Origin of the sequence: Streptomyces sp. CB01373, assembly GCF_002803075.1 — a bacterium.
Taxonomy (GTDB): Bacteria; Actinomycetota; Actinomycetes; order Streptomycetales; family Streptomycetaceae; genus Streptomyces.
In genome coordinates this window covers 340,974-364,054 of record NZ_NNBK01000003.1, presented here as the reverse complement: position 1 = coordinate 364,054, position 23,081 = coordinate 340,974, and the positions used below count along the sequence as shown (strand labels likewise).

Annotated in this window: 21 protein-coding genes; 9 read left to right on the top strand and 12 right to left on the bottom strand. The window is 73.2% G+C overall.

Going from position 1 to position 23,081, the window contains the following annotated elements; all coding sequences use genetic code 11:
* Positions 1-37 precede the first annotated feature (37 nt).
* Together CG719_RS06445 and CG719_RS06440 are read right to left on the bottom strand one after the other, a co-directional pair.
* The gene (locus tag CG719_RS06445; protein ID WP_100567500.1) at positions 38-556 is read right to left on the bottom strand and encodes a flavin reductase family protein; all 519 of its coding nucleotides are present in this window, start codon (positions 554-556) and stop codon (positions 38-40) included.
* 229 nt (positions 557-785) lie between these two features.
* Entirely contained in the window at positions 786-1,112 is a 327-nt protein-coding gene (locus CG719_RS06440; RefSeq protein WP_100567499.1) for a TlpA family protein disulfide reductase, read from the bottom strand.
* 324 nt (positions 1,113-1,436) lie between these two features.
* Here CG719_RS06440 and CG719_RS06435 point away from each other — a divergent pair, with 324 nt between their 5' ends.
* Complete coding sequence (locus tag CG719_RS06435) at positions 1,437-2,165, top strand: lysophospholipid acyltransferase family protein (RefSeq protein ID WP_100567498.1); 729 nt, start codon at positions 1,437-1,439, stop codon at positions 2,163-2,165.
* A 25-nt stretch (positions 2,166-2,190) separates the two neighbouring features.
* Here CG719_RS06435 and CG719_RS06430 read toward each other — a convergent pair whose 3' ends face one another.
* The 6 genes from CG719_RS06430 to CG719_RS06405 all read right to left on the bottom strand — a co-directional run bounded on the left by CG719_RS06430 (position 2,191) and on the right by CG719_RS06405 (position 8,053).
* Complete coding sequence (locus CG719_RS06430; RefSeq protein WP_100567497.1) at positions 2,191-2,886, bottom strand: B3/B4 domain-containing protein; 696 nt, start codon at positions 2,884-2,886, stop codon at positions 2,191-2,193.
* A 17-nt stretch (positions 2,887-2,903) separates the two neighbouring features.
* A complete protein-coding gene (locus CG719_RS06425) occupies positions 2,904-3,500 on the bottom strand; it encodes a transglutaminase domain-containing protein (RefSeq protein WP_100567496.1) in 597 nt (198 codons plus the stop codon).
* A 113-nt stretch (positions 3,501-3,613) separates the two neighbouring features.
* On the bottom strand, positions 3,614-4,684 hold the full coding sequence (locus CG719_RS06420) for a threonine aldolase family protein (RefSeq protein WP_100567495.1): 1,071 nt from the start codon (positions 4,682-4,684) through the stop codon (positions 3,614-3,616).
* Positions 4,681-5,439, bottom strand: a complete 759-nt coding sequence (locus CG719_RS06415) for an SDR family NAD(P)-dependent oxidoreductase (protein ID WP_100567494.1) — start codon at positions 5,437-5,439, stop codon at positions 4,681-4,683. Before CG719_RS06415 ends, CG719_RS06420 begins: the two co-directional genes overlap by 4 nt.
* Before the next feature lie 884 nt (positions 5,440-6,323).
* On the bottom strand, positions 6,324-6,602 hold the full coding sequence (locus tag CG719_RS06410) for a hypothetical protein (protein WP_100567493.1): 279 nt from the start codon (positions 6,600-6,602) through the stop codon (positions 6,324-6,326).
* 71 nt (positions 6,603-6,673) lie between these two features.
* On the bottom strand, positions 6,674-8,053 hold the full coding sequence (locus CG719_RS06405; RefSeq protein ID WP_100567492.1) for a DUF6421 family protein: 1,380 nt from the start codon (positions 8,051-8,053) through the stop codon (positions 6,674-6,676).
* A gap of 437 nt (positions 8,054-8,490) precedes the next feature.
* Between CG719_RS06405 and CG719_RS06400 the strand changes: the two genes are divergently transcribed.
* Positions 8,491-9,174, top strand: a complete 684-nt coding sequence (locus tag CG719_RS06400; RefSeq protein ID WP_100567491.1) for a glycerophosphodiester phosphodiesterase — start codon at positions 8,491-8,493, stop codon at positions 9,172-9,174.
* Positions 9,175-9,200: 26 nt separating this feature from the next.
* On the opposite strand, the gene CG719_RS06395 is transcribed toward CG719_RS06400, so the two are convergent.
* Complete coding sequence (locus tag CG719_RS06395; protein WP_234375460.1) at positions 9,201-9,743, bottom strand: GNAT family N-acetyltransferase; 543 nt, start codon at positions 9,741-9,743, stop codon at positions 9,201-9,203.
* Positions 9,744-10,018: 275 nt separating this feature from the next.
* Between CG719_RS06395 and CG719_RS06390 the strand changes: the two genes are divergently transcribed.
* Both CG719_RS06390 and CG719_RS06385 read left to right on the top strand, forming a co-directional pair.
* Positions 10,019-10,411: a VOC family protein gene (locus CG719_RS06390; RefSeq protein ID WP_100567489.1), complete on the top strand. Its 393-nt coding sequence runs from the start codon at positions 10,019-10,021 to the stop codon at positions 10,409-10,411.
* A gap of 112 nt (positions 10,412-10,523) precedes the next feature.
* Positions 10,524-11,288: a VOC family protein gene (locus tag CG719_RS06385; protein ID WP_100567488.1), complete on the top strand. Its 765-nt coding sequence runs from the start codon at positions 10,524-10,526 to the stop codon at positions 11,286-11,288.
* 18 nt (positions 11,289-11,306) lie between these two features.
* Here the strand turns inward: CG719_RS06385 and CG719_RS06380 are convergent, their stop codons facing one another.
* Both CG719_RS06380 and CG719_RS06375 read right to left on the bottom strand, forming a co-directional pair.
* Positions 11,307-11,900: a MarR family winged helix-turn-helix transcriptional regulator gene (locus CG719_RS06380; RefSeq protein ID WP_100567487.1), complete on the bottom strand. Its 594-nt coding sequence runs from the start codon at positions 11,898-11,900 to the stop codon at positions 11,307-11,309.
* Positions 11,897-13,573, bottom strand: a complete 1,677-nt coding sequence (locus CG719_RS06375) for an FUSC family protein (RefSeq protein ID WP_100567486.1) — start codon at positions 13,571-13,573, stop codon at positions 11,897-11,899. Before CG719_RS06375 ends, CG719_RS06380 begins: the two co-directional genes overlap by 4 nt.
* Positions 13,574-13,768: 195 nt before the next feature.
* Between CG719_RS06375 and CG719_RS06370 the strand changes: the two genes are divergently transcribed.
* The 5 genes from CG719_RS06370 to CG719_RS06350 all read left to right on the top strand — a co-directional run bounded on the left by CG719_RS06370 (position 13,769) and on the right by CG719_RS06350 (position 18,521).
* A complete protein-coding gene (locus CG719_RS06370) occupies positions 13,769-14,320 on the top strand; it encodes a DUF5134 domain-containing protein (RefSeq protein ID WP_100567485.1) in 552 nt (183 codons plus the stop codon).
* Between the two features lie 135 nt (positions 14,321-14,455).
* Entirely contained in the window at positions 14,456-15,391 is a 936-nt protein-coding gene (locus CG719_RS06365) for a M56 family metallopeptidase (protein WP_100567484.1), read from the top strand.
* Positions 15,392-15,449: 58 nt separating this feature from the next.
* Positions 15,450-16,166 carry an HAD family hydrolase gene (locus CG719_RS06360; RefSeq protein WP_100567483.1) on the top strand — a complete coding sequence of 239 codons (717 nt, stop codon included), beginning with the start codon at positions 15,450-15,452 and terminating at the stop codon, positions 16,164-16,166.
* A gap of 185 nt (positions 16,167-16,351) precedes the next feature.
* Positions 16,352-17,029: a TetR/AcrR family transcriptional regulator gene (locus tag CG719_RS06355; RefSeq protein WP_100567482.1), complete on the top strand. Its 678-nt coding sequence runs from the start codon at positions 16,352-16,354 to the stop codon at positions 17,027-17,029.
* Between the two features lie 145 nt (positions 17,030-17,174).
* A complete protein-coding gene (locus tag CG719_RS06350) occupies positions 17,175-18,521 on the top strand; it encodes an FAD-dependent oxidoreductase (RefSeq protein ID WP_100567481.1) in 1,347 nt (448 codons plus the stop codon).
* Positions 18,522-18,755: 234 nt separating this feature from the next.
* Here the strand turns inward: CG719_RS06350 and CG719_RS06345 are convergent, their stop codons facing one another.
* A complete protein-coding gene (locus CG719_RS06345) occupies positions 18,756-23,075 on the bottom strand; it encodes a cation-translocating P-type ATPase (RefSeq protein ID WP_100567480.1) in 4,320 nt (1,439 codons plus the stop codon).
* Between the last annotated feature and the right edge of the window lie 6 nt (positions 23,076-23,081).

Below are 23,081 nucleotides of genomic sequence, written 5' to 3'. Positions count from 1 at the left end.
CGGAACCCGACGGCTTCGCAGGAGAGGGGTGAGGTGATCAATCACGCAGCGCGCTGAAGCGGCCCTGGTGGTAGAGAAGCGGACGACCGGCGCCCGCGGGATCGCCCAGGACGACCTCGGCCAGCACGATCCGGTGGTCCCCGGCCGGCACCCGTGTGACGACACGGCACACCAGCCAGGCGAGCACGCCGTCGAGGACGGGGACGCCCTCGGGACCCTCGCGCCACGCCGTCGGCGCGCCGAAGCGGTCGGCGCCGCTGCGCGCGAAGGTGGCGGCCAGTTCCTCCTGGTGCTCACCGAGTATGTGGACGCCGACATGGTCGGTCGCGGCGATGGCCGGCCAGCTGGAACCGCCGGTGCCGATACCGAAGGAGAGCATCGGCGGCTCGGCGGAGACGGAGGTGAGGGACGTGGCGGTGAAGCCGACCGGACCGGCGTCGCCCCGGGCGGTGATCACCGCGACGCCCGCCGCGTGCCGCCGGAAGACGGAGCGCAGCAGTTGTGGGGAGGCGAACTGGACGGTGCCGGAGGCACCCAGGTCGGACGTGGCCGTCATGGAGCCGTCCTTCTGCTGGTCGGACGAGCGGGATCCGCGGCTGCTCAACAGTCCGGACGGCGCGCGCTCGTGGGGCGGGCTGGGTCGACGCGGGGCCGCCCGAGAAGAAGGAGTTCCGAGGGCATGCGGTCAGGCTCACGATAGTTGGCGTGCACAGTCAAGTACGCCCCGGGATCCACGAGCCCTCCCGCCGCCGCGGTCAGAGGCCTCACCACCCCGGACGGCGACCTCACAACGCCTCCCCCAGGGCCGCGATGACGTCCGCCTTGCGCGGCTGTCCGGCCGCCCGCCGCACCACGCGGCCGTCCGCGTCGAGGACGAGTACGGTCGGCGTCCTGAGGATCCCGAGCGCGCGCACGAGGTCGAGCCGGGCCTCGGCGTCGACCTCGACGTGCGCCACCCCGGGGACCACGCCGGCCACCTCGCCGAGGATCCGCCGGGTCGCCCGGCAGGGTGCGCAGAACGCGCTGGAGAACTGCACCAGCGTGGCCCGCGCGCCGAGGTCCTCACCGAGTTCGGCCGACCCGAGCCGTCTGCCCTCGTCCCATCCCGGCACGTTTGTACTCCCGTTCTTCCGCCACGCTCTGCCACACTTTCGCGGACGCCCCCGCGCTCACCGGTACAGCGCGCCCGTTGGGACGGAGATTCCCGGGCGCCCGGGACAGGTTCCCGAAGGGGTTCCAAGGCCTGTGCTGCGTGTCCACGATGGGCCGTCGGGCGGAATCTGAGGGGTGACGTGACGAGGATCTCGCGTTGGACGGGCACGTGGGCTGGCTCCCGCGCCGTTCTTGGGGCACGATCTGCGACAGGCCGTAAACCTACGGCAGCGTAACTTCCGCCGGGAGCCCTTCCCTGGCAGAGAGAAGGGTCCGTCCCGCTCATGGCAGAGCTCGTCTACCGCCCCGTCATCGGTCTCGCCCGCACGATGTTCAAGGCGTGGGACCTCAAGATCGACTGCCAGGGGTCGGAGAACATTCCCACCACGGGCGGCGCCGTGCTGGTGAGCAATCACATCAGCTATCTGGACTTCGTCTTCAACGGGCTCGCGGCGCTCCCGCAGAAGCGCCTGGTGCGTTTCATGGCGAAGGAGTCGGTCTTCCGGCACCGGGTCTCCGGCCCCCTGATGCGCGGCATGAAGCACATCCCGGTGGACCGCGCCAACGGCGAGGCGGCGTACGCACACGCGCTGGACTCGCTGAGGTCCGGTGAGGTGGTCGGGGTGTTCCCGGAGGCGACGATCTCGCAGTCGTTCACGCTGAAGGCCTTCAAGTCGGGTGCGGCACGCCTCGCCCAGGACGCGGGCGTCCCCATGGTCCCGATGGCCGTCTGGGGCACGCAGCGGCTGTGGACCAAGGGGCATCCGCGCAACTTCAAGCGCAGCCACATCCCGATCACGATCAGGGTGGGCGAGGCCATGGAGGCCTCCCGCGAGCTGTACGCGGGCGCCCTCACCCGCCGGTTGCGCGAGCGCGTCCAGGAGCTCCTTGAGGCCGCCCAGCGCGCCTACCCGGTCCGCCCCCGGTCCGCCGACGACACCTGGTGGATGCCCGCCCACCTCGGCGGCACGGCCCCGACCCCGGACCAGCTCCGCACGGCCGGGGCACACTGACCCCCCGGGCGGAGAAACTCAAGGCCTAGGCCGCGGGCGGTCGTACGGTGACCTCGGCGCCCGGGCTGAACTTCTCCAGCAGTTCGGCGAGTTCGGCCGCCGCCGCCTCGACCTCGGCGACCGGCATCGGGGCCAGGCTCTCCAGCAGGAAGATGCCCGACGCGGTCTGCTCGGTGAGGCGGGTGCGCGGGCCCTGGCGCCAGTTCCAGCGGCGGCAGGTCACGCCGGCCTCGTCGCACCACACCACCTCGCCCGCGTCCGGGTGTTCGACGGTCTCCTCGCCGCCCGCGACCGTGACGAAGTCCTCCTCGCCACTGGCACGCACGAGACGCATCCCTCCCTCGATCAGGTCGAGGTCCTCGCCGCCGACGGGGATGAGGTGGGCGATGCTGATGGCGTTGTAGAGGTCGACGAGCAGGTTGATGCGGGGCAGGCCGGCGCCGGTCAGCGCCCGCCGGGCCAGCGCCTCGGCCGAGTTGCGGGTGCGGGAGGGCTTGGAGCCGAACGCCGTGTACGTCTCGCGCCAGGCGGCCATGTGCGGGTCCTCGTGCGGGGCGCGTCCGTCCAGCCGGGCCGCCAGACGGCGCGCGGCGTCGTCGAGGAGCGCCGAGGAGCCTTCGGTGCTCGGTCCGCCGACCAGCCCGCGGGCCTCGACGGCCACGTGGGTGAAGCCGGGCGCGAGTGCGCGTACCTCGTCGGACACGGTGAGCGTCAGTGCCATGTTCTCCCGCCTCGCGGTCAGAGTGCGGCCGGGAGCGTCTTCCACAGCCGCGGCCGGTCCGGAGCGGCCTTGAGGGCGGCCAGCACGGCCGGGTGTGGTTCAGCGTACAGCACCGGATAGTCCAGCTCGTTGGACTTGGAGTCCGGCACGAAGGCCAGACGCTCACCGGCGAGGGAGAAGCGGGCGTCGACGCCCGGCTTGTTGCCGCGCGGGTCCTGCCGGTGCCAGGCTCCGTCGAACCGGACGGCGACCAGTCCGTGCACCACGTGCCCGCCGCCGTCGTCGTCGCGCGTCAGCCGCTGGTAGCACAGCGCCGTCGGGATGTCCTCGGCCCGCAGCAGCGCCGCCAGGGCATGGGCCTTGGCGTAGCAGATGCCAGTGCGCAGACGAAGGACGTCGGAGGCGCGCCAGGTGACGCGCGAGTCGCCCGCGTCCTGCGAGTGGGGGATGCCGTCGCGCACGAATTCGTACGCGGACCGCGCATAGGCATACGAGTCCGCCACCCCCTCGGCGAGCCGGGCAGCCGTTTCGCGGACCATCGGGTGCTCATGGTCGATACCCTCGTCTGCGGCCAAATAGGCAGACAGGTCGGGGGTGTCCTGGATCAGCTCCATGCCCGCAGAGCATAGGAATGCGACCACTCGATCGTCAATGACTTTTCGAGTGATCGCATAACTATGCAGATCGGATCTCTGGCCGATCCGACCGGGCTCCCGGGTCAGTACAGCTAGCGCGCCATCTCCTCCTTCAGCGCGGCCACGAACGCGTCCACGTCGTCCTCGGTGGTGTCGAAGGCGCACATCCAGCGCACGACGCCCTCCGTCTCGTCCCAGAAGTAGAAGCGGAACCGCTTCTGCAGACGCTCGCTCACGTCGTGCGGGAGCTTGGCGAAGACCCCGTTGGCCTGGACCGGGTAGAGGACCTCCACCCCGTGCACGGCGCGCACGCCCTCCGCGAGCCGCTGCGCCATCTCGTTGGCGTGCCGGGCGTTGCGCAGCCACAGGTCCTTGGCGAGCAGCGCCTCCAACTGCACCGACACGAAACGCATCTTGGAGGCGAGCTGCATGCTCATCTTGCGGATGTGCTTCATCTGGCGGACGGCGTCCTGGTTGAGGACGACGACCGCCTCGCCGAACATCGCGCCGTTCTTCGTCCCGCCCAAGGAGAGGATGTCGACGCCGACCGCGTTGGTGAACGTCCCCATCGGCACGTTCAGCGAGGCGGCCGCGTTGGCGATGCGGGAGCCGTCCAGGTGCACCTTCATGCCCCGCGCGTGCGCGTGCTCGCAGATGGCGCGGATCTCGTCGGGCGTGTAGAGGGTGCCGAGTTCGGTGCTCTGGGTGATCGAGACGGCCTGCGGCATCGCCCGGTGCTCGTCCTCCCAGCCGAACGCCTGGCGGTCGATCAGCTCGGGGGTGAGCTTGCCGTCGGGCGTGGGCACGGTGAGCAGCTTCAGGCCGGCCATGCGCTCGGGGGCGCCGCCCTCGTCGACGTTGATGTGCGCGCTCTCCGCGCATATCACCGCGCCCCAGCGGTCGGTGACCGCCTGGAGCGCCACGACGTTGGCGCCGGTCCCGTTGAACACCGGGAACGCCTCCGCCGTGGCGCCGAAGTGGTCGCGGACGATCCGCTGGAGGTTCTCCGTGTAGTCGTCCTCGCCGTACGCGACCTGATGCCCGTCGTTGGCCATGGCCAGGGCGGCGAGCACCTCCGGGTGGACCCCGGCGTAGTTGTCGCTGGCGAACCCGCGGACCTGGGGGTCGTGGTGGCGACGCGCGTCGGTCCTGGGAGGGTTCACGGCTTCTCGGTGAGCCACAGACGTTTTCCGTTCACTTCCGCGGCGGGCTTGCTCCACACGTCGACGATGGCCTCGGCCAGGTCCTTGACGTCCGTGAAACCCGCGAACTTCGCGTTGGGCCGGTCGGCGCGCATCGCGTCGTGCACCAACGCCTTCACCACCAGGATCGCAGCCGCGGACGTCGGCCCTTCGGCGCCCTCGGCCTTTCCCGCCTTGCGGAAGTAGTCGGCCATGGCCAGCGTCCACGCCTCGGAGGCGGCCTTGGCGGCGGAGTAGGCCGCGTTGCCCGCGGTGGGCTTGCTGGCGCCGGCCGCGCTGATCAGGACGTACCGGCCGCGCTCGCTGCGCTGAAGCGCCTCGTGGAAGGCCAGCGAGGTGTGCTGCACGGTGCGGATGAGCAGCAGTTCCAGGAAGTCCCAGTCGTCCAGGACGGTCTTGGTGAAGGTCTCGCTGCCGCGCCAGCCGCCCACGAGGTGGACCAGGCCGTCGACCCGGCCGAAGTCCTTCTCGACGTGCGCGGCCCAGTCACGGGTGGACTGAAGGTCGAGCAGGTCGACGGTGTCCCCGGTGACGCTGGCGCCGCCGGAGCCGTACCGGGCGGCGTCCACGGCCTGCGAGAGCCGCTCCGGGTCGTTGTCCGCGCCGACGACGGTCGCCCCCGCCTCGGCGAGCCTGAGCAGCGCCGCCCGGCCGGCCGGCCCGCCCGCGCCGGCCACCGCGATCACCGCACCGCTGAGAGCCCCGTTCCCCGCCATGTTCCTCGCCTCCTGCACAGTGTTCTCAGTCTCGCGGCCGCTCACGCGGCGGCCCGCTCGGCGCTGTCCGCCGCGACGCTCCTGGCGGAAGTAATGTGCCTGTGTCCTTCAGTTTTCACTTCTTCCTCCACCGAAACGTCGCTCGCGCCGTAAATCTTCATGCACGGCAGAGTCTATCCACCACCCCCTGGGGCCCCTCATACGGGGCGATCTTGCCCAGGGCCGGTGCGTACACACCCTCGAAGCGCGCCCGCTTCCCCAGCCCGGTCCCACGCCCCCCTGCCAGGATGCCTTCGCCCTGCCCCCACTGCTCGCCGAAGCCGGATGTCACGGCAGCGCGTCCCGGAGATGCCGTCGGTCGCCGTGCCCCTCAGGCGCGGGGCCCGATCGGGCGTGATCCGCACACCGCGTGGAGGGCACCGCCCCCCACGAAGGCGGCCAGGGCGGCAGCCCAGGCGGCCTGCTGCATCGGCCACGCCCACACCCGTGACCGCGCGGCCACGCGCTCCGCCGGAGGCCAGGTACACCGCGCCGACGCAGCCGAAGGCAGGCAGCCGGCTCAGCCGGGCGCCGAGCAGTACGGCCGAGGCAGCCGTGACGCCCGTGCACCCCAGAGCGTTGCGGATCATGGTCGGTGGGCCGTAGGAGCGCGCGTCCCCGAGCACGGCCGTCGACAGCAGCGCCGCCGCGACCGCGGTGAGACCCAGCAGATGGGCCAGGCGCCATGGCCACCAGGGATGTACGGCCGTGCGGTCCAGTCGCCGAACGCCGGGTGCAGGCTCGCAGCGATCGCAGCGGCTGCCAGGAGCGGGGCCGGCGCCACGATCGGCACGCGGGGGCCCGGGTCCAGACAGGCGTCCAGGGGGGCGGAAGCAGCCGCCCGATCACATGGCCCGCCACCGCACAGGCCGCCAGGGCCACCGCGACCGCCGGCAGCAGGGCCAGATGCGGCCGGTCCCCCGGGCATAGGGCCAGGTGGCGAGCAGCGCCAGGGCCACCGCGACCGCGTACCCGGCCACTGCTTGGAACACGACCGGCAGGGCCGACGCCAGGAACCGGGCGAGCGGGGCGCGAACGGCCGCCCTCCACAGCTCCTCGGTCCCGCGCCGGCGCTCCCGCCCGCCCTGCCGGCAGCCTGCGGCCGCCGCGAGGGGCGCCACCATCTGCAGACATGAGGAAAGGCCCCCACCGTGCGGTGGGGGCCACTTCCTGGTCGGTTCCCGGGCTCGGGACCTCAGGCGGCTCCGACGATCCCCTTCGTGGAGGCGATCACGTTCTTCAGCTTCTTGGACAGGGCCTCGAAGAACATGCTGAGCGGGAACTCGTCGGGGAGGACGTCGTCCACGAGCTTGCGCGGGGGCTGGGTCAGGTCCAGGGCGTCGGGACCCTTCGCCCACTTGGAGCCAGGGTGCGGGGCGAGGTAGGTGGAGACCAGCTCGTAGCCGGCGAACCAGTGGACCAGCTTGGGGCGGTCGATGCCGTCGCGGTAGAGCTTCTCGATCTCGCCGCACAGCTGGTTGGTGACCTGCGGGGCGCGCTCCCAGTCGATGCTGAGCTTGTTGTCGGTCCAGCGCACCACGTCGTGCTTGTGGAGGTAGGCGAAGAGCAGCTGACCGCCGAGGCCGTCGTAGTTGCGTACGCGCTCGCCGGTGACCGGGAAGCGGAACATGCGGTCGAACAGCACCGCGTACTGCACGTCGCGGGCCTGCGCGACACCGTCGGCCTGGAGCTTCACGGCCTCCTTGAAGGCGGTCAGGTCGCAGCGCAGCTCCTCCAGGCCGTACATCCAGAACGGCTGGCGCTGCTTGATCATGAACGGGTCGAAGGGCAGGTCGCCGTGGCTGTGGGTGCGGTCGTGGACCATGTCCCACAGCACGAAGGCCTCCTCGCAGCGCTTCTGGTCGAGGACCATGGCGGCGATGTCCTCGGGCAGTTCGAGGCTCAGCAGGTCGACGGCGGCGGCGGTGACCCGGCGGAAGCGGGCGGCCTCGCGGTCGCAGAAGATGCCGCCCCAGGAGAACCGTTCCGGCGCTTCGCGCACTGCGATGGTCTCCGGGAAGAGGACGGCGGAGTTGGTGTCGTAGCCGCCCGTGAAGTCCTCGAAGGTGATGCCACAGAACAGCGGGTTGTCGTAGCGGGTGCGCTCCAGCTCGGCCAGCCAGTCCGGCCAGACCATGCGCAGCACGACCGCCTCCAGATTGCGGTCCGGGTTGCCGTTCTGCGTGTACATGGGGAAGACGACCAGGTGCTGGAGGCCGTCCGCGCGATTCGCGGCGGGCTGGAAGGCCAGCAGCGAGTCCAGGAAGTCCGGCACCCCGAAGCCGCCCTCGGCCCAGCGGCGCAGGTCGCGCACGAGCGCCTCGTGGTAGGCGGCGTCGTGCGGCAGCAGCGGGGACAGCTCCTCGACGGCGTCGGTCACACGGCGTACGGCGGCGTCGGCGTCCGCGCGTCCGGGGGCGCCCTCGGCCGTGAAGTCGATCGAGCCGTCCTTCGACTGCCATGGCCGGATTCGCTCCACGGCATCCTTGAGCACGGGCCACGCCGGGTGCTCAACCACCCTGGCCACCGGAGGAACCTTCTCCTCCGCACCCACCTGCACAAGAATTTCCGTCATGTCTCATCCTCCACGGGACAACCTCGCGTAAGGAGACGGTATACATACAGGGTTTCTCCCAGCAAGGGGACCCTCGGGAAATAATTCTGTGCACAGCCATGGTCACCGGCTATTTTCCTGCCGTACACCCGGACGGGGCCAGACCCGGTGGCCCTGTCGAGTGACAGACGCCACGTCGACCCCAGAGCGTTTTCCGGCCGCGGGCGGCCGGGCGGGGGCCGCACGGCCCGGCGGTCAATGTGCGGACGACTCGCCCACGCCGGAGTGACCGTCGTGGCGGATACGGCCCCGTTCCTGCGGGCCGTCACCCCACTGCGCCGTGTACGCGGGGGTCCAACCCGCGTGTGGGCCATTAGGCTGCGGCACTACCGCGCGGACGACGAGGTCCGTCCGCTTCGCGCCGCGCCGAGCCGCCGTCGACGGAAGCGAGTTGAACCTTGAACTTCCTTACCATCGGTCACCGCGGAGTCATGGGCGTCGAGCCCGAGAACACCCTCCGTTCCTTCGTCGCCGCCCAGCAGGCCGGTCTGGACGTCATCGAACTCGATCTGCACCTGAGCAAGGACGGCGCCCTCGTCGTCATGCACGACGACGAGGTGGACCGCACCACCGACGGCAGCGGCGCGATCGCCGACAAGACGCTCGCCGAGCTGCGCTCCCTGGACGCCGGCCGCGGCGAGCGGATCCCGGTCTTCGAGGAGGTCCTCGACGCGGTGCGGACGCCGCTCCAGGCCGAGATCAAGGACGTGGCCGCGGCCCGGGCGCTGGCCGGGGTGCTGCACGAGCGTGACCTGGTCTCCCGGGTCGAGGTGTCCTCGTTCCACGACGAGGCGATCACCGAGATCGCCCGGCTGGTGCCGGGGGTGCGCACCGCGCTCGTGGCCAGCCGCTACGGCGCCGGCGTCGTCGAACGCGCCACCGCCGCCGGCGCCGCGACCGTCTGCCTCAACATCCGCCGGCTCACCCTGGAGATCGTCGAGCAGGCGCGCGAGGCGGACCTGCGGATCATCGGCTGGGTCGTGAACACCCTGGACCACCTGCGTCTGGTCCGCGCCCTGGAGCTGGACGGGGCGACCACCGACTACCCGGAGATCAAGCTCACCGGCCGCTTCACCGCCTGACCCCCTGCACGGACCTCCGGCTCAGGTCACTGGCCGAGTTCCTTGACCAGCAGCTCGAACTCCAGGTCGTCGCGCTGCGGAACGCCGAAGCGCTCGTCGCCGTACGGGAAGGGGGACGTCTTTCCCGTACGGCGGTAGCCGCGGCGCTCGTACCAGGCGATCAGGTCCTCGCGTACGGAGATCACGGTCATGTGCATCTCCCTGACGCCCCACTCCTGTCGGGCCCGGCGCTCGGCCTCCGCGATGACCACCTTGCCCAGGCCCGCGCCCTGCAACGTGGGACTGACCGCGAACATGCCGAAGTAGGCGTGGTCCCCCTTGTGCTCGAGCTGGCAGCAGGCGACCACGCCGCCGTCCCGCTCCACCGTCAGCAGCCGGCTGCCGGGCGACTTGATCACCTCCAGCACGCCCTCGGGGTCGGTGCGCTGCCCCTGGAGGATGTCCGCCTCGGTGGTCCAGCCGGCCCGGCTGGAGTCCCCGCGGTACGCCGACTCGATCAGGCGCACCAGCGTGTCGACATCGGTGTCGCGGGCGTCGCGGAAGGTCAGTCCACCGGCGGCGGTCGTCATGGGGCGTGCCTTTCGGTTCGGGCGCTGTCGGGAGGGGGCGAGCGTCATCCTGCCACTACTGCCGGGGCACCAGTGCTGTGGCCGGAAAGGTTCGCCGGAAAGCTCGCGGCGTCCGGTGCGGTACATCGCAAGGCGGAGCATCGCCCGCGCACTGGATGGACTCGGGCGATGCGACAACGCGGCTGGGGGTCCCCCCTGCTCGAAGAGCTTGGGGGAGCCGCACCGGGCGTCGCGAGCGGTGAACCTTTCCGGTCACAGCACTAGCCTCGGGAGGCATGGTGCACGTACTCAGCAGTCGGACACTGGTCCGGCCCGCGGACCCCGAACGCTCCCGTGTCTTCTACGGCGAGCGGCTGGGCCTCGCCGTCCACCGCGAGTTCGGCACGGGGCCGGAGCGCGGCACCGTCTACTTCCTCGGTGGCGGTTTCCTGGAGCTCTCCGGGCGCTCCGACGACCCGCCGTCCCCCTCCCTGCGGCTGTGGCTCCAGGTCGAGGACGTGGCGGCGGCCCACGAGGAGCTGCGTGCGAAGGGCGTGGAGATCACGCGGGAGCCGGTGCGCGAGCCGTGGGGCCTGATCGAGATGTGGATCGCCGATCCGGACGGCACACCCATCGTCCTCGTCGAGGTGCCGGCCGGGCATCCGCTGCGGTACCGGCCGGGAATCTGAGCCGGATCCGGGGCGCGGGCCGACGCGGGCGGCCGGGCGCCTCCCGCTGGCCCGCGTCGGCGGCCGGAGCTAGCGTGCTGGTGGGTGGGAACGAGCTTCCCGGAGGAAAGCCATGGAGTTCGACAAGCCTGTGGTCGGCGGACCCTGCTGGGCGGAGCTGGGCACCAGCGATCTGGATGCGTCCACGCGGTTCTACACGGAGGTCTTCGGCTGGCGCATGCGCCGCGATCCCAGGCTGGTCTCGGGTGACTACACCCTCGCTCACCTGGGGGACGCGCCGGTCGCCGCGATCACCCCCCTGTACCAGAAGTCGCAGCCGGTCGCGTGGAACGTCTCGTTCGCCGTAGCGGACGCGGACGCCACGGCGAACAAGGTGGTGGAGGCCGGCGGGACAGTGATCCACGGCCCGCGCGACATCTACGACGAGGGCCGCTTCACCGTGGCCCTGGACCCGTCGGGCGCGGCCTTCCAGATGTGGGAACCGCGGGAGTTCTCCGGTGCCGGGGTGTTCAACCGGCCCGGCTCGCTCGGCTGGGTGGAACTGGTCACCCGCAACCCCAAGCGGGCCAGGGACTTCTACACGAGCGTGTTCGGCTGGAGCGTCAACGCCTCGGAGTGGTACACGCAGTGGGGTCTCCACGGCGAGGACTTCGGCGGCGTGACGGCGATGCACGACCGCTTCCCGGCCGATGTGCCGCCGCACTGGCTGCCGTACTTCGCGGTCGAGGACGTCGAGGTGAGCACGGACGTCGCGGTGCGGGCCGGTGCCAAGGCCCTGCTGGAGCCCACCGCGCTCGCGGACGGGCCCCACATCGCGGTGCTGCGGGACCCCCAGGGCGCGACCTTCGGCGTCTACCAGTCCGCCCGGGAGAGCTGACGCGGAGCGAAGGCCGGCTCAGAGACGCAGGGCGCCCCGGCGTCCCTCAAGCCGGCCGAGGAGCTCGCCGAGGAGCGAGGCGAGCCCGTCCCGTTCCTGACTGGCCAGGCCGGACAGGACGGCCCGTTCGTAGGCGAGCTGTTCCGGCAGGATGCCGTCGACGAGGTCGCGTCCGGCGTCCGTGAGGCGGACATGGGCGACCCGGCGGTCGCGGGTGTCGCCGCGGCGCTCCACCAAGCCGCGCTCGGTGAGCTGCTTGAGGCGTTTCGTGACGGCGGCCCCCGAGGAGAACGTCTCGCGGGTCAGTTCGCTCGGGGTGAGCTCGTCCCCGGTCCGCCGCAGCGCCCCGAGCAGGTCGAACTCGGGCCGGCTGAGCCCCGCCCGGCGCAAGGGCGCGTCCTCGGCCTGCTGGAGGAGGGCGGCGCAGCGGTTGATCCGGCCGATGATCTCCATCGGCGCGGTGTCCAGATCGGGGTGGACGGCCCGCCACTGGCGGACCACGCCCGCGACGGTGTCGTCGCCCGGCCCGGTCTCCGCGGGGCGGGTCCGCTCGTGCGCCGCGTCCCCGGTCGCCGCCTCCCCGTGGGCCGGCCCTCCGTTCCTCGCCGTCATGGCCGTACGTCCTCCGTCGTCTCGCCCGTGCTCGCCGGGGCGTGCGGGCCCTGGCGTCGTATCGTCGCGGCGAGCGTACGGTGTGCGGACTGCTCGGTGAGCACGACCCGCTCCTCGGGCAGGGCACGTTGCCACCACTCGCCGGACGCGGCGTCGGCGGTGGCGCGCAGATCGACCAGCGTGGCGGCCAGGTTCCGGCGGGCGGACTCCAGGGCGGCGGGCGCGGGCCGCTCCTCGGCGAGCAGGCGGCCGGCCCGTTCGCTGGCCCGGTCGACGGCGGCCAGGGCGTGCTCGATGCGGTCGCCGGCCCGGCGGTTGGTGACGGCGACGGCGGCCACGAAGCCGACCAGCGCGCCGACGACGGTGTCCACGGCCCGCTCGGTGATCAGCTCGCCCGGCTCGTGGTACCCGGCGAACTCGACGACGAGCAGTGCCAGCGGGGTCACGCAGATGCTGCCGAGCCAGTAGTTGCGGCCCATCAGCGCCTCGGCGCCGAAGTTGAAGGCCATGCAGAGCAGGACGAGGGCCAGGTCGCTCGCGTGCGCGAGCGGGGCGACGGCGGCGAAGACGAGGACGCCGACGAGGTTGCCGACGACTCGCTGGATGCCCCGCTTCCAGGTCAGGGTCATGTTGGCCTGGTACAGGGAGGCGGCGGTGACCAGAGCCCAGTAGGGGCGGCCGACGCCGAGCGCGAGGGAGGCGTAGCCGGCGAGGGCGCAGCCCAGCGCGGTACGCGCCACGATCGGGGTCAGCGGGCCGAGCAGGGTCCACCAGGGCCGGTGCGAGGCGGCGGTCTCGGCGTCCACGCCGAGCAGTTCGTCGGTGTCCGCCGCGGTCTCGCCGGCCTCGGGGACAGGACCGGTCCCGCACAGTTGGCGGGCCCAGGCACGCAGCCGCTCGGGGTCCGCGTCCGCGGGGGCGGCGAGCGCGACCTCGGCGCGTACGACGAGCCGTTCCAGGGCGCGGCGGGGAGCGGTGCGGGCGCCGGTGGACAGCAGCGTCCGCCAGGCCGCGTGGACGGCGGCGGCCGCGGCGGCGCGGCTGCGGGCGTGGCCGTCGCCGGTCCCGGCGGCGGCGTGGACGGCGGCGGCGTTCAGCGCCTGCGCGGTGGCGCGGCGCTCCGGGCCGTGCGGGCGCAGCAGTCCGGGTGCCATGCCGACCAGCCAGGCCCAGGCCGCCGCGGCGAGGGCCAGCGCCAGGTGGGCGGGAACCTGGCCGAGGGTCTGCGGGGCGAACAGGGAGGCGGAGCTGATGAAGGTGAGGACGACGTTGCCGGGCGGTCCGATGCGGGTGGCGTCGCACAGCGCCTTCTGCACGGCGGCCATCAGGGCGCCGACGGTGACGAGCACGACCGGGTCGGCGGTGAGCGAGGCGGTGACCAGGGCGACGGCGAGGCCGCCGATCATGCCGACGACCACCCAGGCCAGGGCGCGGGCCCGGGCGGCGTAGGGGCGGTTGTGCGCGTACAGGGCGCACAGCGAGCCCGCCATCGTGTACATGGCGAGGTCGAGCCGGCCGAGGACGAGCAGGGTGAGGGTCGGCAGGGCGACGGAGACGACGGCGCTCAGGGCGGGCTTGAACCAGATGTCCGAGGGGCGGCCGAGCCGCAGCACGCCGGTGAGTGGAAGATGCCGGGCGATCCGGTTCAGGGGGGTGGGGGGCACACTGCTCATATCGACAACCTTAGCAGGTGTTTTACTTGTAAAGCATATTGCCGGATGACCGCGGGCCGCTCATGACGTGCTGTGCCTCCCCGAACGCGCCCCGTATACCTCCTTGCGCTCGTGTGCGCACCGCGCGCGCCGGGCATCGCTTGACCGACCGGCCGTCCGGCGGCGGCCGCGATCCGTCGAACGGGGAGGTGGGGGGTGCACGGATCGGCTTCGCCCAGCTGGCTGCTGGTCGCGCTGTGCGCGGCGACCGGGGTGTACTGCCTGCTGCGGATGCGCAGCAGCGTCGAGGAGCAGCGCCGTGCCGCGGGCGGTGAGGCGTTCATGGGATTCGGCATGGCGGCCATGGCCGTCCCGGCGGCGGTGTTCACGCCACCGGCGTGGGCCTGGTCGGCCTACGGGGCGCTCTTCGGCGTGACCGCGCTGCGCGCGCTGCGGTCGGCCCGGACGAGCCCGCACCATCGGCACCATCTGGTGGGCACGGTGGCCATGGTCTACATGTCCGTGGTGATGGCCGTCTCGCCCGGCTCCCACCACCACGGCGGGGCGGGAGTCCCACCGCTCACCGGCGCGCTGCTGCTGTACTTCACCGGATACGTCCTGCTGTCCGGCGTCCGGCTGGTCCCCGCCGGGGCGGCGACCGTCAGCGGCACGCCCGGCGGCACGGCCTGGGGCGACCGACCGGAGCTGGCCCGTGCGTGCCGGCTGTCGATGGGGATAGCGATGGTGGCGATGCTGCTGACCATTTGACTGTTCCTCTCCCTGAAGGGGAGGGGATTCCCGCTCAGGCCGCCTCCTGGAGACCGGCACCACGGTGCCGTGGCCTGCGTCACTTCGCCGCGGAGCCGTGCCCCTGGGCTGTCGGCCGCTCATAAAGTGGCTCGCATGATGGTCCCCGCGGTCCTGCTGCTGCTCGGTGCCCTGACCGCCGTCGCCGCCCCCCGGCTGCTCGCCCGGGCCGACTGGCCGGACCGTGAACCGGTGCTCGCGCTGTGGGTGTGGCAGTGCGTGGTCGCCGCGGTCCTGCTGTGCTGCGCGCTGTCGATGACGCTCAGCTCGGCCGCCGCCTGGCAGGCGGTGCGCGGCCATCTGTTCGCCCCGGCTCCGCGTTCCGTGGTGGAGGCCTACGCGCTCGGCACGGCCGCCGCCTGGGCGCCGACGACCGCGGTGGCGCTCGCGTGCGGCGGGGCGTGGAGTGCGGCGATGCTGCTGCGCGAGGTGGTGCGGGCCCGGGCTCGACGCCGACTGCGACGCACTGAACTCCTCGTGCGCGCACCGCTGTTGCCCGGCGAGGAACCCGGCTCCGACCGGCTCGTGGTGCTGGAGGGCGAGCGGCCGGACGCCTGGTGGCTGCACGGCTCGTCGCCCCAACTGGTCATCACCACGGCCGCGTTGCGCCGGCTCAGCGGACGGCAGCTGGACGCTGTCCTCGCGCACGAGCAGGGCCACGCGCGGGCCCGGCACGACTGGCTGCTGCACTGTTCCGGCGCGCTCGCCGGCGGCTTTCCCCAGGTGCCGGTGTTCGCCGCGTTCCGCGACGAGATGCACCGCCTGGTCGAACTCGCCGCCGACGACATGGCCTCACGCCGCTTCGGCCGTCTGACGACCGCCCTCGCCCTGGTGCAACTCAACGAGCACCGCGGCGTGTTCGGCCCCTGCCCGGCCAGCCAGGCGCACATCTCTCAGCGCGTGCACCGCCTCCTCACTCCCCCGAACCGTCTCCCGGCCGCCCGCCGGCTGCGCCTGACGGCCGTCGCCTCGCTCGTGCCGGTGATACCGGTCCTGGTGGCGGTGACACCCGGCTTGAGGGCACTGGGCTAGGAACAGCCCTTCCAAGGCCCAGTGGCCGGGGCACCAGGAGTTGGGCCATGATCGGCCCATGACTGCCGTGCTCTTCGACTTCTCCGGGACCCTCTTCCGCGTCGAGTCCTGCGAATCCTGGCTGAGAGCCGCCCTCGACACGGCGGAACTCACCCTTGGGGAGCAGGAGTTGGCCCGTGCGGCACAAGCGCTGGAGGAGGCCGGGGCACTGCCGGGCGGGGCTTCCCCGCTACGCGTGCCCGACGAGGTGGCCGAGCTGTGGGAGAACCGGGACCGCAGTGCCGAGGAGCACCGGGCCGCCTACACCGCCCTGTCCCGCCAAGTGCCGCTGCCCGACCCCGCGTTGCACGACGCGCTGTACGACCGGCACATGACACCGGCGGCCTGGGCCCCCTACCCGGACGCGGCCGAGGTGCTGCGCACGTTGCGCGAGCGCGGGATCGGCGTGGCCGTCGTGAGCAACATCGGCTGGGACCTGCGCCCGGTGTTCCGCACCCACGGCCTCGACGCGTACGTGGACGCCTATGTGCTGTCGTACGAGCACAGCATCCAGAAGCCGGACCCGCGTCTGTTCGCCCTCGCCTGCGCGGCGCTCGACGCCGACCCGAAGGACGTGCTCATGGTCGGCGACAACCGCCAGGCGGACGGCGGCGCGGCCGCCCTGGGCTGCGGCGTGCACTTCGTGGACCACCTGCCGGTCGCGCGGCGGCCGGACGCGCTGCTGCCCGTCCTCGACTGGCTCCGCCCGACGGACCGAGCCACTCGAACGCACTGAACGACCACGACGCCCGCGGCCCCCGCGGCACCCCCTCGAGGAGCCCGGCACAAAAGAAGCCGTCCGTCTCGGACGATCCCCCGTTTCGCCCGAGACGGACGGCAGCACGACGGGCCCCTGTCCGGGACCGGTCCGCTCGCGTTGAGTATAGTTGGCTGGCAGCCAGTCAACGCAGGAGTCACAGCATGTCCCCGCGAAGCGCCTCGGTCAACGAAGAGTTGCGGCGGCGTTCCCGGGAGCGGCTCCTCCAGGCGGCGGTCGAGCTGGTCGGCGAGCACGGGTACGACGCGACGACGCTCGGCGCCATCACCGACCGCGCGGGGTCGGCACGCGGACTGGTCTCCTACTACTTCCCCGGCAAGCGCCAGCTCGTGCAGTCCGCCGTGCACCGGCTGATGCACCGCACACTCCAGGAGGCGCTGGAGCGGGAACCGCACAGCGAGGACGGCCGGGAGCGGCTGGCGCGGGCCATCGACGCGATCCTGGGTCTGGCCCGGGACCGGCCGGTGCTGATGCGCCAGCACATGGCGGGGATCCTGCACGAGGAGGGCTTCGTGCAGTGCCCCGAGCAGCAGCGCCTCTCCGAGCTGCTGCGGGACACCGTGGCCCGGCGCGGTTCGCGGGACGTCGACGCCGACTACCCGATGCTGCGCGCGCTGCTGATGGGCGCCGTCTACGCCGCGCTGGTGCCCGGGGCACCGATGCCGGTACCGGCACTGCGGGCCGAGCTGTTCGAGCGCTACGGGCTCGACTGGAACCTCGGAACGCCGCCCGGGGCGCAGCCGCCCGGCGGGTCCTGCGACACGGACCTGTCCCGCTTCTTCGCGACCGGCCGGATCCCGGCACCCCCGCAGGAGCGGTAGCCGGCGGTCCGCGTACGGTCCGGGCCGCGACACGCGGGCGGTCCCGCGCCGCCTCCCTCCCCCGGCGGGCCCCTTGGTGCCATGCTGGAGCCATCAGCGATCTCCTGTGATCCGCCTGTGAGCCCCCGGGGTAAGGAGTTCCGCCGTGCTGCGTGTCGCCGTCGTCGGCTCGGGGCCGAGCGGGTGCTACACCGCTCAGGGCCTGGTCCAGCAGGACCCCTCGGTGTGCGTCGACGTCCTCGATCGGCTGCCGTGCCCGTACGGGCTCGTGCGCTACGGCGTGGCGCCGGACCACGAGAAGATCAAGTCCCTGCAGAACAACCTGCGCACGGTCCTTGAGCACGAACGGGTCCGGTTCCTCGGCGGCGTCCAGGTCGGCGGCCCCGGCGGACTGCCCGTCGCACGGCTGCGCGAGCTGTATCACGCGGTGGTGTACTGCGTGGGCGCGGCCACCGACCGCCGTCTGCACATCCCGGGCGAGGACCTGCCGGGCAGCTGGTCGGCGACCGAGTTCGTCTCCTGGTACAGCGCCCACCCCGACTCCGCGGACAGCGGTTTCGTGCGGGACGCGCGGTCGGCCGTCGTCGTCGGCGTGGGCAATGTCGCCGTGGACGTCACGCGCATCCTGGCGCGCGGCCCGGCCGAGCTGAGCCCCACCGACATGCCCGACGGCGCGCTCACCGCGCTCGCCGCGAGCCGGGTCACCGAGATCCACATGGTGGGCCGGCGCGGCCCGTCGCAGGCCCGGTTCACGACCAAGGAGCTGCGCGAGCTGGGCGCCCTGCCGGACACCGACGTCGTCGTCGACCCGGAGGAGCTGGCCCTGGACCCGGCCTGCGCGGACCCCTCTGCGCTGCCCGCCGCCCAGCGCCGCAACGTCGAGGTCCTGCGCGGCTGGGCCGCCACGCCGCCGAGGGGCGGCACCCGCCGGATCCGGCTGCGTTTCTTCCTGCGCCCCGTGGAACTGCTCGCCGACGACGGCCGCGTGGGTGCGGTGCGGCTGGAGCGCACGACGCCGGACGGACACGGCGGCGTCACCGGGACCGGGCAGTACGAGGACATCGCGGCCCAGCTGGTGCTGCGGTCGGTGGGCTACCGCGGGGTGCCGCTGGACGGGCTGCCGTTCGACGCGGGCACCGGCACGGTGCCGCACCGGAACGGGCGCGTGCTGCGGGACGGCGCCGTCGCGCCGGGCGAGTACGTGGCCGGCTGGATCAAGCGGGGCCCTACGGGCGTCATCGGCACCAACCGGCCGTGCGCGAAGGAGACGGTCGCCTCGCTGCTCCAGGACGCGCCAGGACTCCTGGGCAGGCCGGTGCCGGACGACATCTTCCCGGTACTGCGTGCCGAGGGCACCGAGCCCGTGGGGTGGGCGGGCTGGCAGGCCATCGAGCGGGCCGAGGCGGAACTCGGCGCCTCCCTCGGGCGCAGCGTGGTCAAGCTGCCGGACTGGGAGTCCCTGCGCGCGGCGGCCGGCACCACGGTCTCCTAGGTTCTGGGAGCCCGTCCGCGCCGTAACGCGTTCTTCTGTACGGCGACCCGCGACCCCGCGATACGGGAAGACGGTGGCACCGGACCCGGCCCGCGCCCGTGCCCGCGGGAATCCGTGAGCGGGCTCGGTACCCATCCCGCGTGCGTGAGCGGACATGGCCCCGGTCCCGCGTGCGTGAGCGGACGTGGCGCCCCGGTCCCGCCAGGCGCCCTGGCGGGACCGGGGCCGCCGCCCTCATCCGCCGGCCATCAGCTCCCGTACGGCCGCGGGACCGCTCTCCGGCAGCAGCCGTAGGACGGTCTCCTCCAGCCGGGGCAGGAGCCGCTGGCCGGTCAGGGCCAGGGCGATCGCCGCGGCGACGCCGGTCCAGGCCACCGGGCCGAGCGGGGTGCAGCCCAGGGCCCGGCTGACGCCGGGCGTCTGGATCAGGGCGGCGAGGGCGAGCGCGGAGCCCACGGACGTCACCCGGACCAGCGTGCTGCCCCGGCGGTCGAGCAGGGTCTGGGCGAGCTGGGTGCCGACCACGCCGCACAGGGCCATGGTGCTGGAGCGGCGGGCGGTGCCGGGTGTCCAGCGGCCGATCATCCAGGCCGTCGCCGCGCCCAGACAGGTGGTCAGGGCACGGTGGCGGATCTGCCGGATCAGCCCCTCGCCCAGGACGGAGCCCGCCGCGTCCTCCGGTGCCGCCGACCGCGCCTGCTCGGCGTCCTCCTTCGGGGTCACCGCCACGGCCATCGCCGGGAACAGGTCCGTGAACAGGTTCACCATGAGCATCTGCCGGGTGGACAGCGGCGCGGTGCCCGACAGCAGCGTGCCGAACAGGCCGAAGCCGATCTCGCCCGCGTTGCCGCCGATCAGGATGGCGATGGCGTCGGCGACGCTGTGCCACAGGGCGCGGCCCTCGCCGATCGCGTCGATCAGGACCGTGAGGTCGTCGTCGGTCAGGACGATGTCGGCGGCGTTGCGCGCCGCCGCCGAGCCGCGGGCGTTGATGCCCACGCCGATGTCGGCGGCCCGGATCGCCGCGGCGTCGTTGGCTCCGTCACCGACCATGCCGACCACCCGGCCGGCGTCCCGCAGCGCCTCGACGACCTGGAGCTTCTGCTCGGGCGCCACCCGGGCGACCACACCCGCGTCACGCAGCATCCGGGCGCGGGCCGACCTGTCCGCGGCGGCGAGTTCGTCCCCGGTGACCACGGTGGTGTCCTTGGGCCAGCCCAGTTCGGTGGCGATGGCCCGGGCGGTCTGCGGGTGGTCGCCGGTGAGCATGACCGGCCGTACGCCCTCTTCGTACAGCCCGCTCACGAGCGCCATGGACGTGTCGCGCGGCACGTCCGACAGCGCCAGCAGCCCGATGAACTCCAGCCCCTCAAGCATCCGTTCGAGCGCGTCCTCCTCGCTCTCGCGGTCGTCGAGCAGCCGCTGCGCCACGGCCAGCACCCGCAGTCCGTCGCCGGCCAGCGCGTGCGAGGTGTGGGTGGCATGGGCGGGGAGGTCGGGGCAGGCCGGCAGCACCGTCTCGGGGGCGCCCTTGACCACGAGCAGACGGGGGCCTCCCGCGACCCGGCCGACGGCGGCCGCGTATCCGCGGGCGGCCTCGAAGCCGAGATCCTCCAGTTCTACCCAGTCCGGGTCGGGACCGGCCGCGTCGAGGACGGCCTCGTCGGTGGCGTGCACCGGCCGGTCCGAGTCCCCGTTGAGACGCGGACAGGCCCGCGCCGCGGACCGCAGAGTCCGCACGGAGGCCTCGTCGCCCACCACATGGACCTCGCCGTCGGCGTCGGACGCCCGCACCACGCGCAGCCGGTTCTCGGTGAGCGTGCCGGTCTTGTCGAAGCAGATGGTGTCCATCCGGCCCAGCGCCTCCAGCGTGCGCGGGGTGCGCACCAGGACGCCGTGGCGGCTGAGCCGCCGGGCCGCCGCCAGCTGGGCCACGGTGGCGACCAGGGGCAGGCCCTCCGGGACGGCGGCCACGGCGACGGCCACACCGCCGCTGACCGCCTCGCGGACGGAGGTGCCGCGCAGCAGCGCGATACCGGTCAGCACGGCTCCGCCCGCCAGCGTCAGCGGCAGTGCCTTGCGGGTGAGCTCCTGGAGCCTGGCCTGCACGCCCGCTGACGGGGGCGTACGGGCGGCGAGGTGCACGGCGCGGGCGGCCTCGGTGGTGTCACCGGTGTCGACCACGACGGCGCGGGCCTCCCCGGCCACCACGGTCGTGCCCTCGAAGACCATGCAGCTGCGGTCCGCGACCGCGGCGTGCGGGGTCGGGGCGATCTGCTTCTCCACCGGGAGCGACTCCCCGGTCAGCGCGGACTCGTCGACCTCCAGGCCGTCCTCCCACAGCAGCCGGGCGTCGGCGGGCACCACCTCGTCACCCTTCAGCTCGATCACGTCGCCCGGCTTGAGCTTCCCGGCGTCGATGGTCACGGTCGAACCGTCCGGGGCCGAGGAGTCCGGGGAGGCGACACGCGCCTTCCGCTTCTGCTCGGCGATCAGGCCGGACAGGGCACGCTCGGCGCGCAGCCGCTGGAATCCGCCGACCAGGGCGTTCAGGTCGAGCGCGCCGACCACGAGGAGGGCGTCCACCACGGAGCCGAGGATCGCCGAGGCCGCGGAGCCGACGACCAGGACCGGGGTGAGGGGGTCCCGCAGTTCGCCCCGCACGGCCTCCCCCAGCTCGTACGTCCAGCGGACCGGGGCGAGGACCCGACTCCGGACGACGCCGGTGACCGCCTTGCGGGCCTGGGCGGCGGCCCACTGGTACGGGGTGCGGCGGCCGGCCGACTCGTGGTTCAGCCGCTCCTGGGCCTCGTCGGGGTCGAGTTCGTGCCAGTGCACGCGCGGCCGCGGGTGCGGGGCGTGCGCCGCCGCCACGGCGAAGGCGGCACGTGTCCCGGACAGCAGGGCGACGGCCGCGGCGGCGTCGACCGGTGCGTGCCGCAGCCCTGGCAGGAGGGCGCGACGGCCGCGGCCGCCCTTGGACTCGCGGATGGCCACGAGCAGCCCGGACAGCGCGGCGCCGGACCGGGCCAGGGTCTGGGCGCGGTGGCCGGTCGACCGGGCCGCCGGGACGGCCGTCAGCACCCGCCATACATCGGACAGTCCGTGCAGGGCGAGTATGTCCGCGCCCCAGACGACGGCGGCGTCGCCGTCCACGAGGGCGACGGAGAGGTCGCTGCCGCGCAGTCCGGCCAGGATGTCGTGATCGTCGGCGGAGCGCATCCGGGCGACGGTGAGCACCGTGCCCTCCTCGCCACGCAGCCCGTACACCACGTCGTCCAGAGGCCGCCGGGCGTCCACGACCTGGTCGGCGAGGCCGGTGAGGTCCTCCAGGGCGGGATCGTCCACCAGGACCACCCGCAGCCGGGCCCGGCGTGCCGCGTCCAGGACCGGTTCGGCCCAGGGGTCGGCCTCCCCGTCCTCGGTGCGCAGCGCGCTGGAGTGCAGGACGACGGTGCCGACCATCTCCAGTTGCCGCAGCCGCTCCGGCACTCGGACCAGCACGCCGGTCCGGGCGAGCAGGGTGCCGAGCACGGCGTGGAAGATCGCGGGTCCGTAGCGCGCGGCCTTGGGCGAACCGGCGAGCACCGCCTCGGCGGCCTCGGCCCCGTTGCGCTTGACCAGCATGGTCAGCGCCGCGCCCAGCACGCTGCCGGCGGAGGCGTGATTGGCGTACTCCTGGGCCGGTGTGACGCGCAGCGGCGGGCGCGGGGTGTCGTCCGCGGCGACGCTGACGCGGCCGGATGCGCACAACTCGTCGTGCCGCGCGTCGAAGGCGGCCGTGCGGGCCACCGTGTCGGCCAGCTGACCGGCGCGCAGCGCGCCGTCCAGGAGCAGCGAGGTGGGGCTCTGGCCGGTGCCATGGGCGGCGGCGTTCGCGCAGGCGAGCAGGAAGTCCATACGAGACCTGCCCAGCCGGGCGCTCAGTCCGGCCCGGAAGCTCGGGTTCTCCCTCAGCAGCGTCACCGCGGCGGTCACCATGCGCGGCGAGGGCGGCAGACGCAACGCGTAGGAGGTCAGTGCTACGCCGATGCCCACCACGTCGGCGGCCAGCGTGGCCGCGGCCGCCCGCACCCCGGCCGGGTCCCCCGGATGTGTGATCTCCTCCGGATCGTCGCCGTCCAGGACGAGCCCGTGGCGGGCCGCGAGGCCGGCCGCACGCTCCACGACCGCGTCCGCCGACTCCTCCTCCGTCACGGCGATGACCAGCCGCCCGAGGCCCTCGTCCCAGCAGGCGAAGAGCACGTCGGGCCGCTCGGCCAGTTTCGCGGCGATCTGCCGGGCCAGATGCCCCTTCCCGCCCGCGCGCAGCACCTTCTGCGGGTCCAGGGAACGCAGCGACAGGTGCGCCCGTGTTCCGGACCGCCACTGGCGGTCCGTGCCGGGCAGGGCGTTGCGGGCGACACGCGCGACCCGCACGGCGGCGTCGGCGCCGCGTACGCCCGCCCGTGCCGTTCCGGCCACCGCGCCCGCGGCGGCCCCGACCGCCGGCGCGGCCGCCCGGGTGACCAGCCGGGCGGCGGCCGACGGGGTGGTCAGCAGTCCGAACAACATGACGCC

Bases quoted from the DNA above. Each gene is read 5' to 3' on its own strand.
- CG719_RS06430 (WP_100567497.1), bottom strand. From the start codon at position 2,886: ATGGCACTGACGCTCACCGTGTCCGACGAGGTACGCGCACTCGCGCCC.
- CG719_RS06435 (WP_100567498.1), top strand. From the start codon at position 1,437: ATGGCAGAGCTCGTCTACCGCCCCGTCATCGGTCTCGCCCGCACGATG.
- CG719_RS06395 (WP_234375460.1), bottom strand. From the start codon at position 9,743: ATGACGACCGCCGCCGGTGGACTGACCTTCCGCGACGCCCGCGACACC.
- CG719_RS06445 (WP_100567500.1), bottom strand. From the start codon at position 556: ATGACGGCCACGTCCGACCTGGGTGCCTCCGGCACCGTCCAGTTCGCC.
- CG719_RS06380 (WP_100567487.1), bottom strand. From the start codon at position 11,900: ATGACGGCGAGGAACGGAGGGCCGGCCCACGGGGAGGCGGCGACCGGG.
- CG719_RS06355 (WP_100567482.1), top strand. From the start codon at position 16,352: ATGTCCCCGCGAAGCGCCTCGGTCAACGAAGAGTTGCGGCGGCGTTCC.
- CG719_RS06410 (WP_100567493.1), bottom strand. From the start codon at position 6,602: ATGGTGGCGCCCCTCGCGGCGGCCGCAGGCTGCCGGCAGGGCGGGCGG.
- CG719_RS06425 (WP_100567496.1), bottom strand. From the start codon at position 3,500: ATGGAGCTGATCCAGGACACCCCCGACCTGTCTGCCTATTTGGCCGCA.
- CG719_RS06345 (WP_100567480.1), bottom strand. From the start codon at position 23,075: ATGTTGTTCGGACTGCTGACCACCCCGTCGGCCGCCGCCCGGCTGGTC.
- CG719_RS06390 (WP_100567489.1), top strand. From the start codon at position 10,019: ATGGTGCACGTACTCAGCAGTCGGACACTGGTCCGGCCCGCGGACCCC.
- CG719_RS06405 (WP_100567492.1), bottom strand. From the start codon at position 8,053: ATGACGGAAATTCTTGTGCAGGTGGGTGCGGAGGAGAAGGTTCCTCCG.
- CG719_RS06385 (WP_100567488.1), top strand. From the start codon at position 10,524: ATGGAGTTCGACAAGCCTGTGGTCGGCGGACCCTGCTGGGCGGAGCTG.
- CG719_RS06415 (WP_100567494.1), bottom strand. From the start codon at position 5,439: ATGGCGGGGAACGGGGCTCTCAGCGGTGCGGTGATCGCGGTGGCCGGC.
- CG719_RS06360 (WP_100567483.1), top strand. From the start codon at position 15,450: ATGACTGCCGTGCTCTTCGACTTCTCCGGGACCCTCTTCCGCGTCGAG.
- CG719_RS06375 (WP_100567486.1), bottom strand. From the start codon at position 13,573: ATGAGCAGTGTGCCCCCCACCCCCCTGAACCGGATCGCCCGGCATCTT.
- CG719_RS06365 (WP_100567484.1), top strand. From the start codon at position 14,456: ATGATGGTCCCCGCGGTCCTGCTGCTGCTCGGTGCCCTGACCGCCGTC.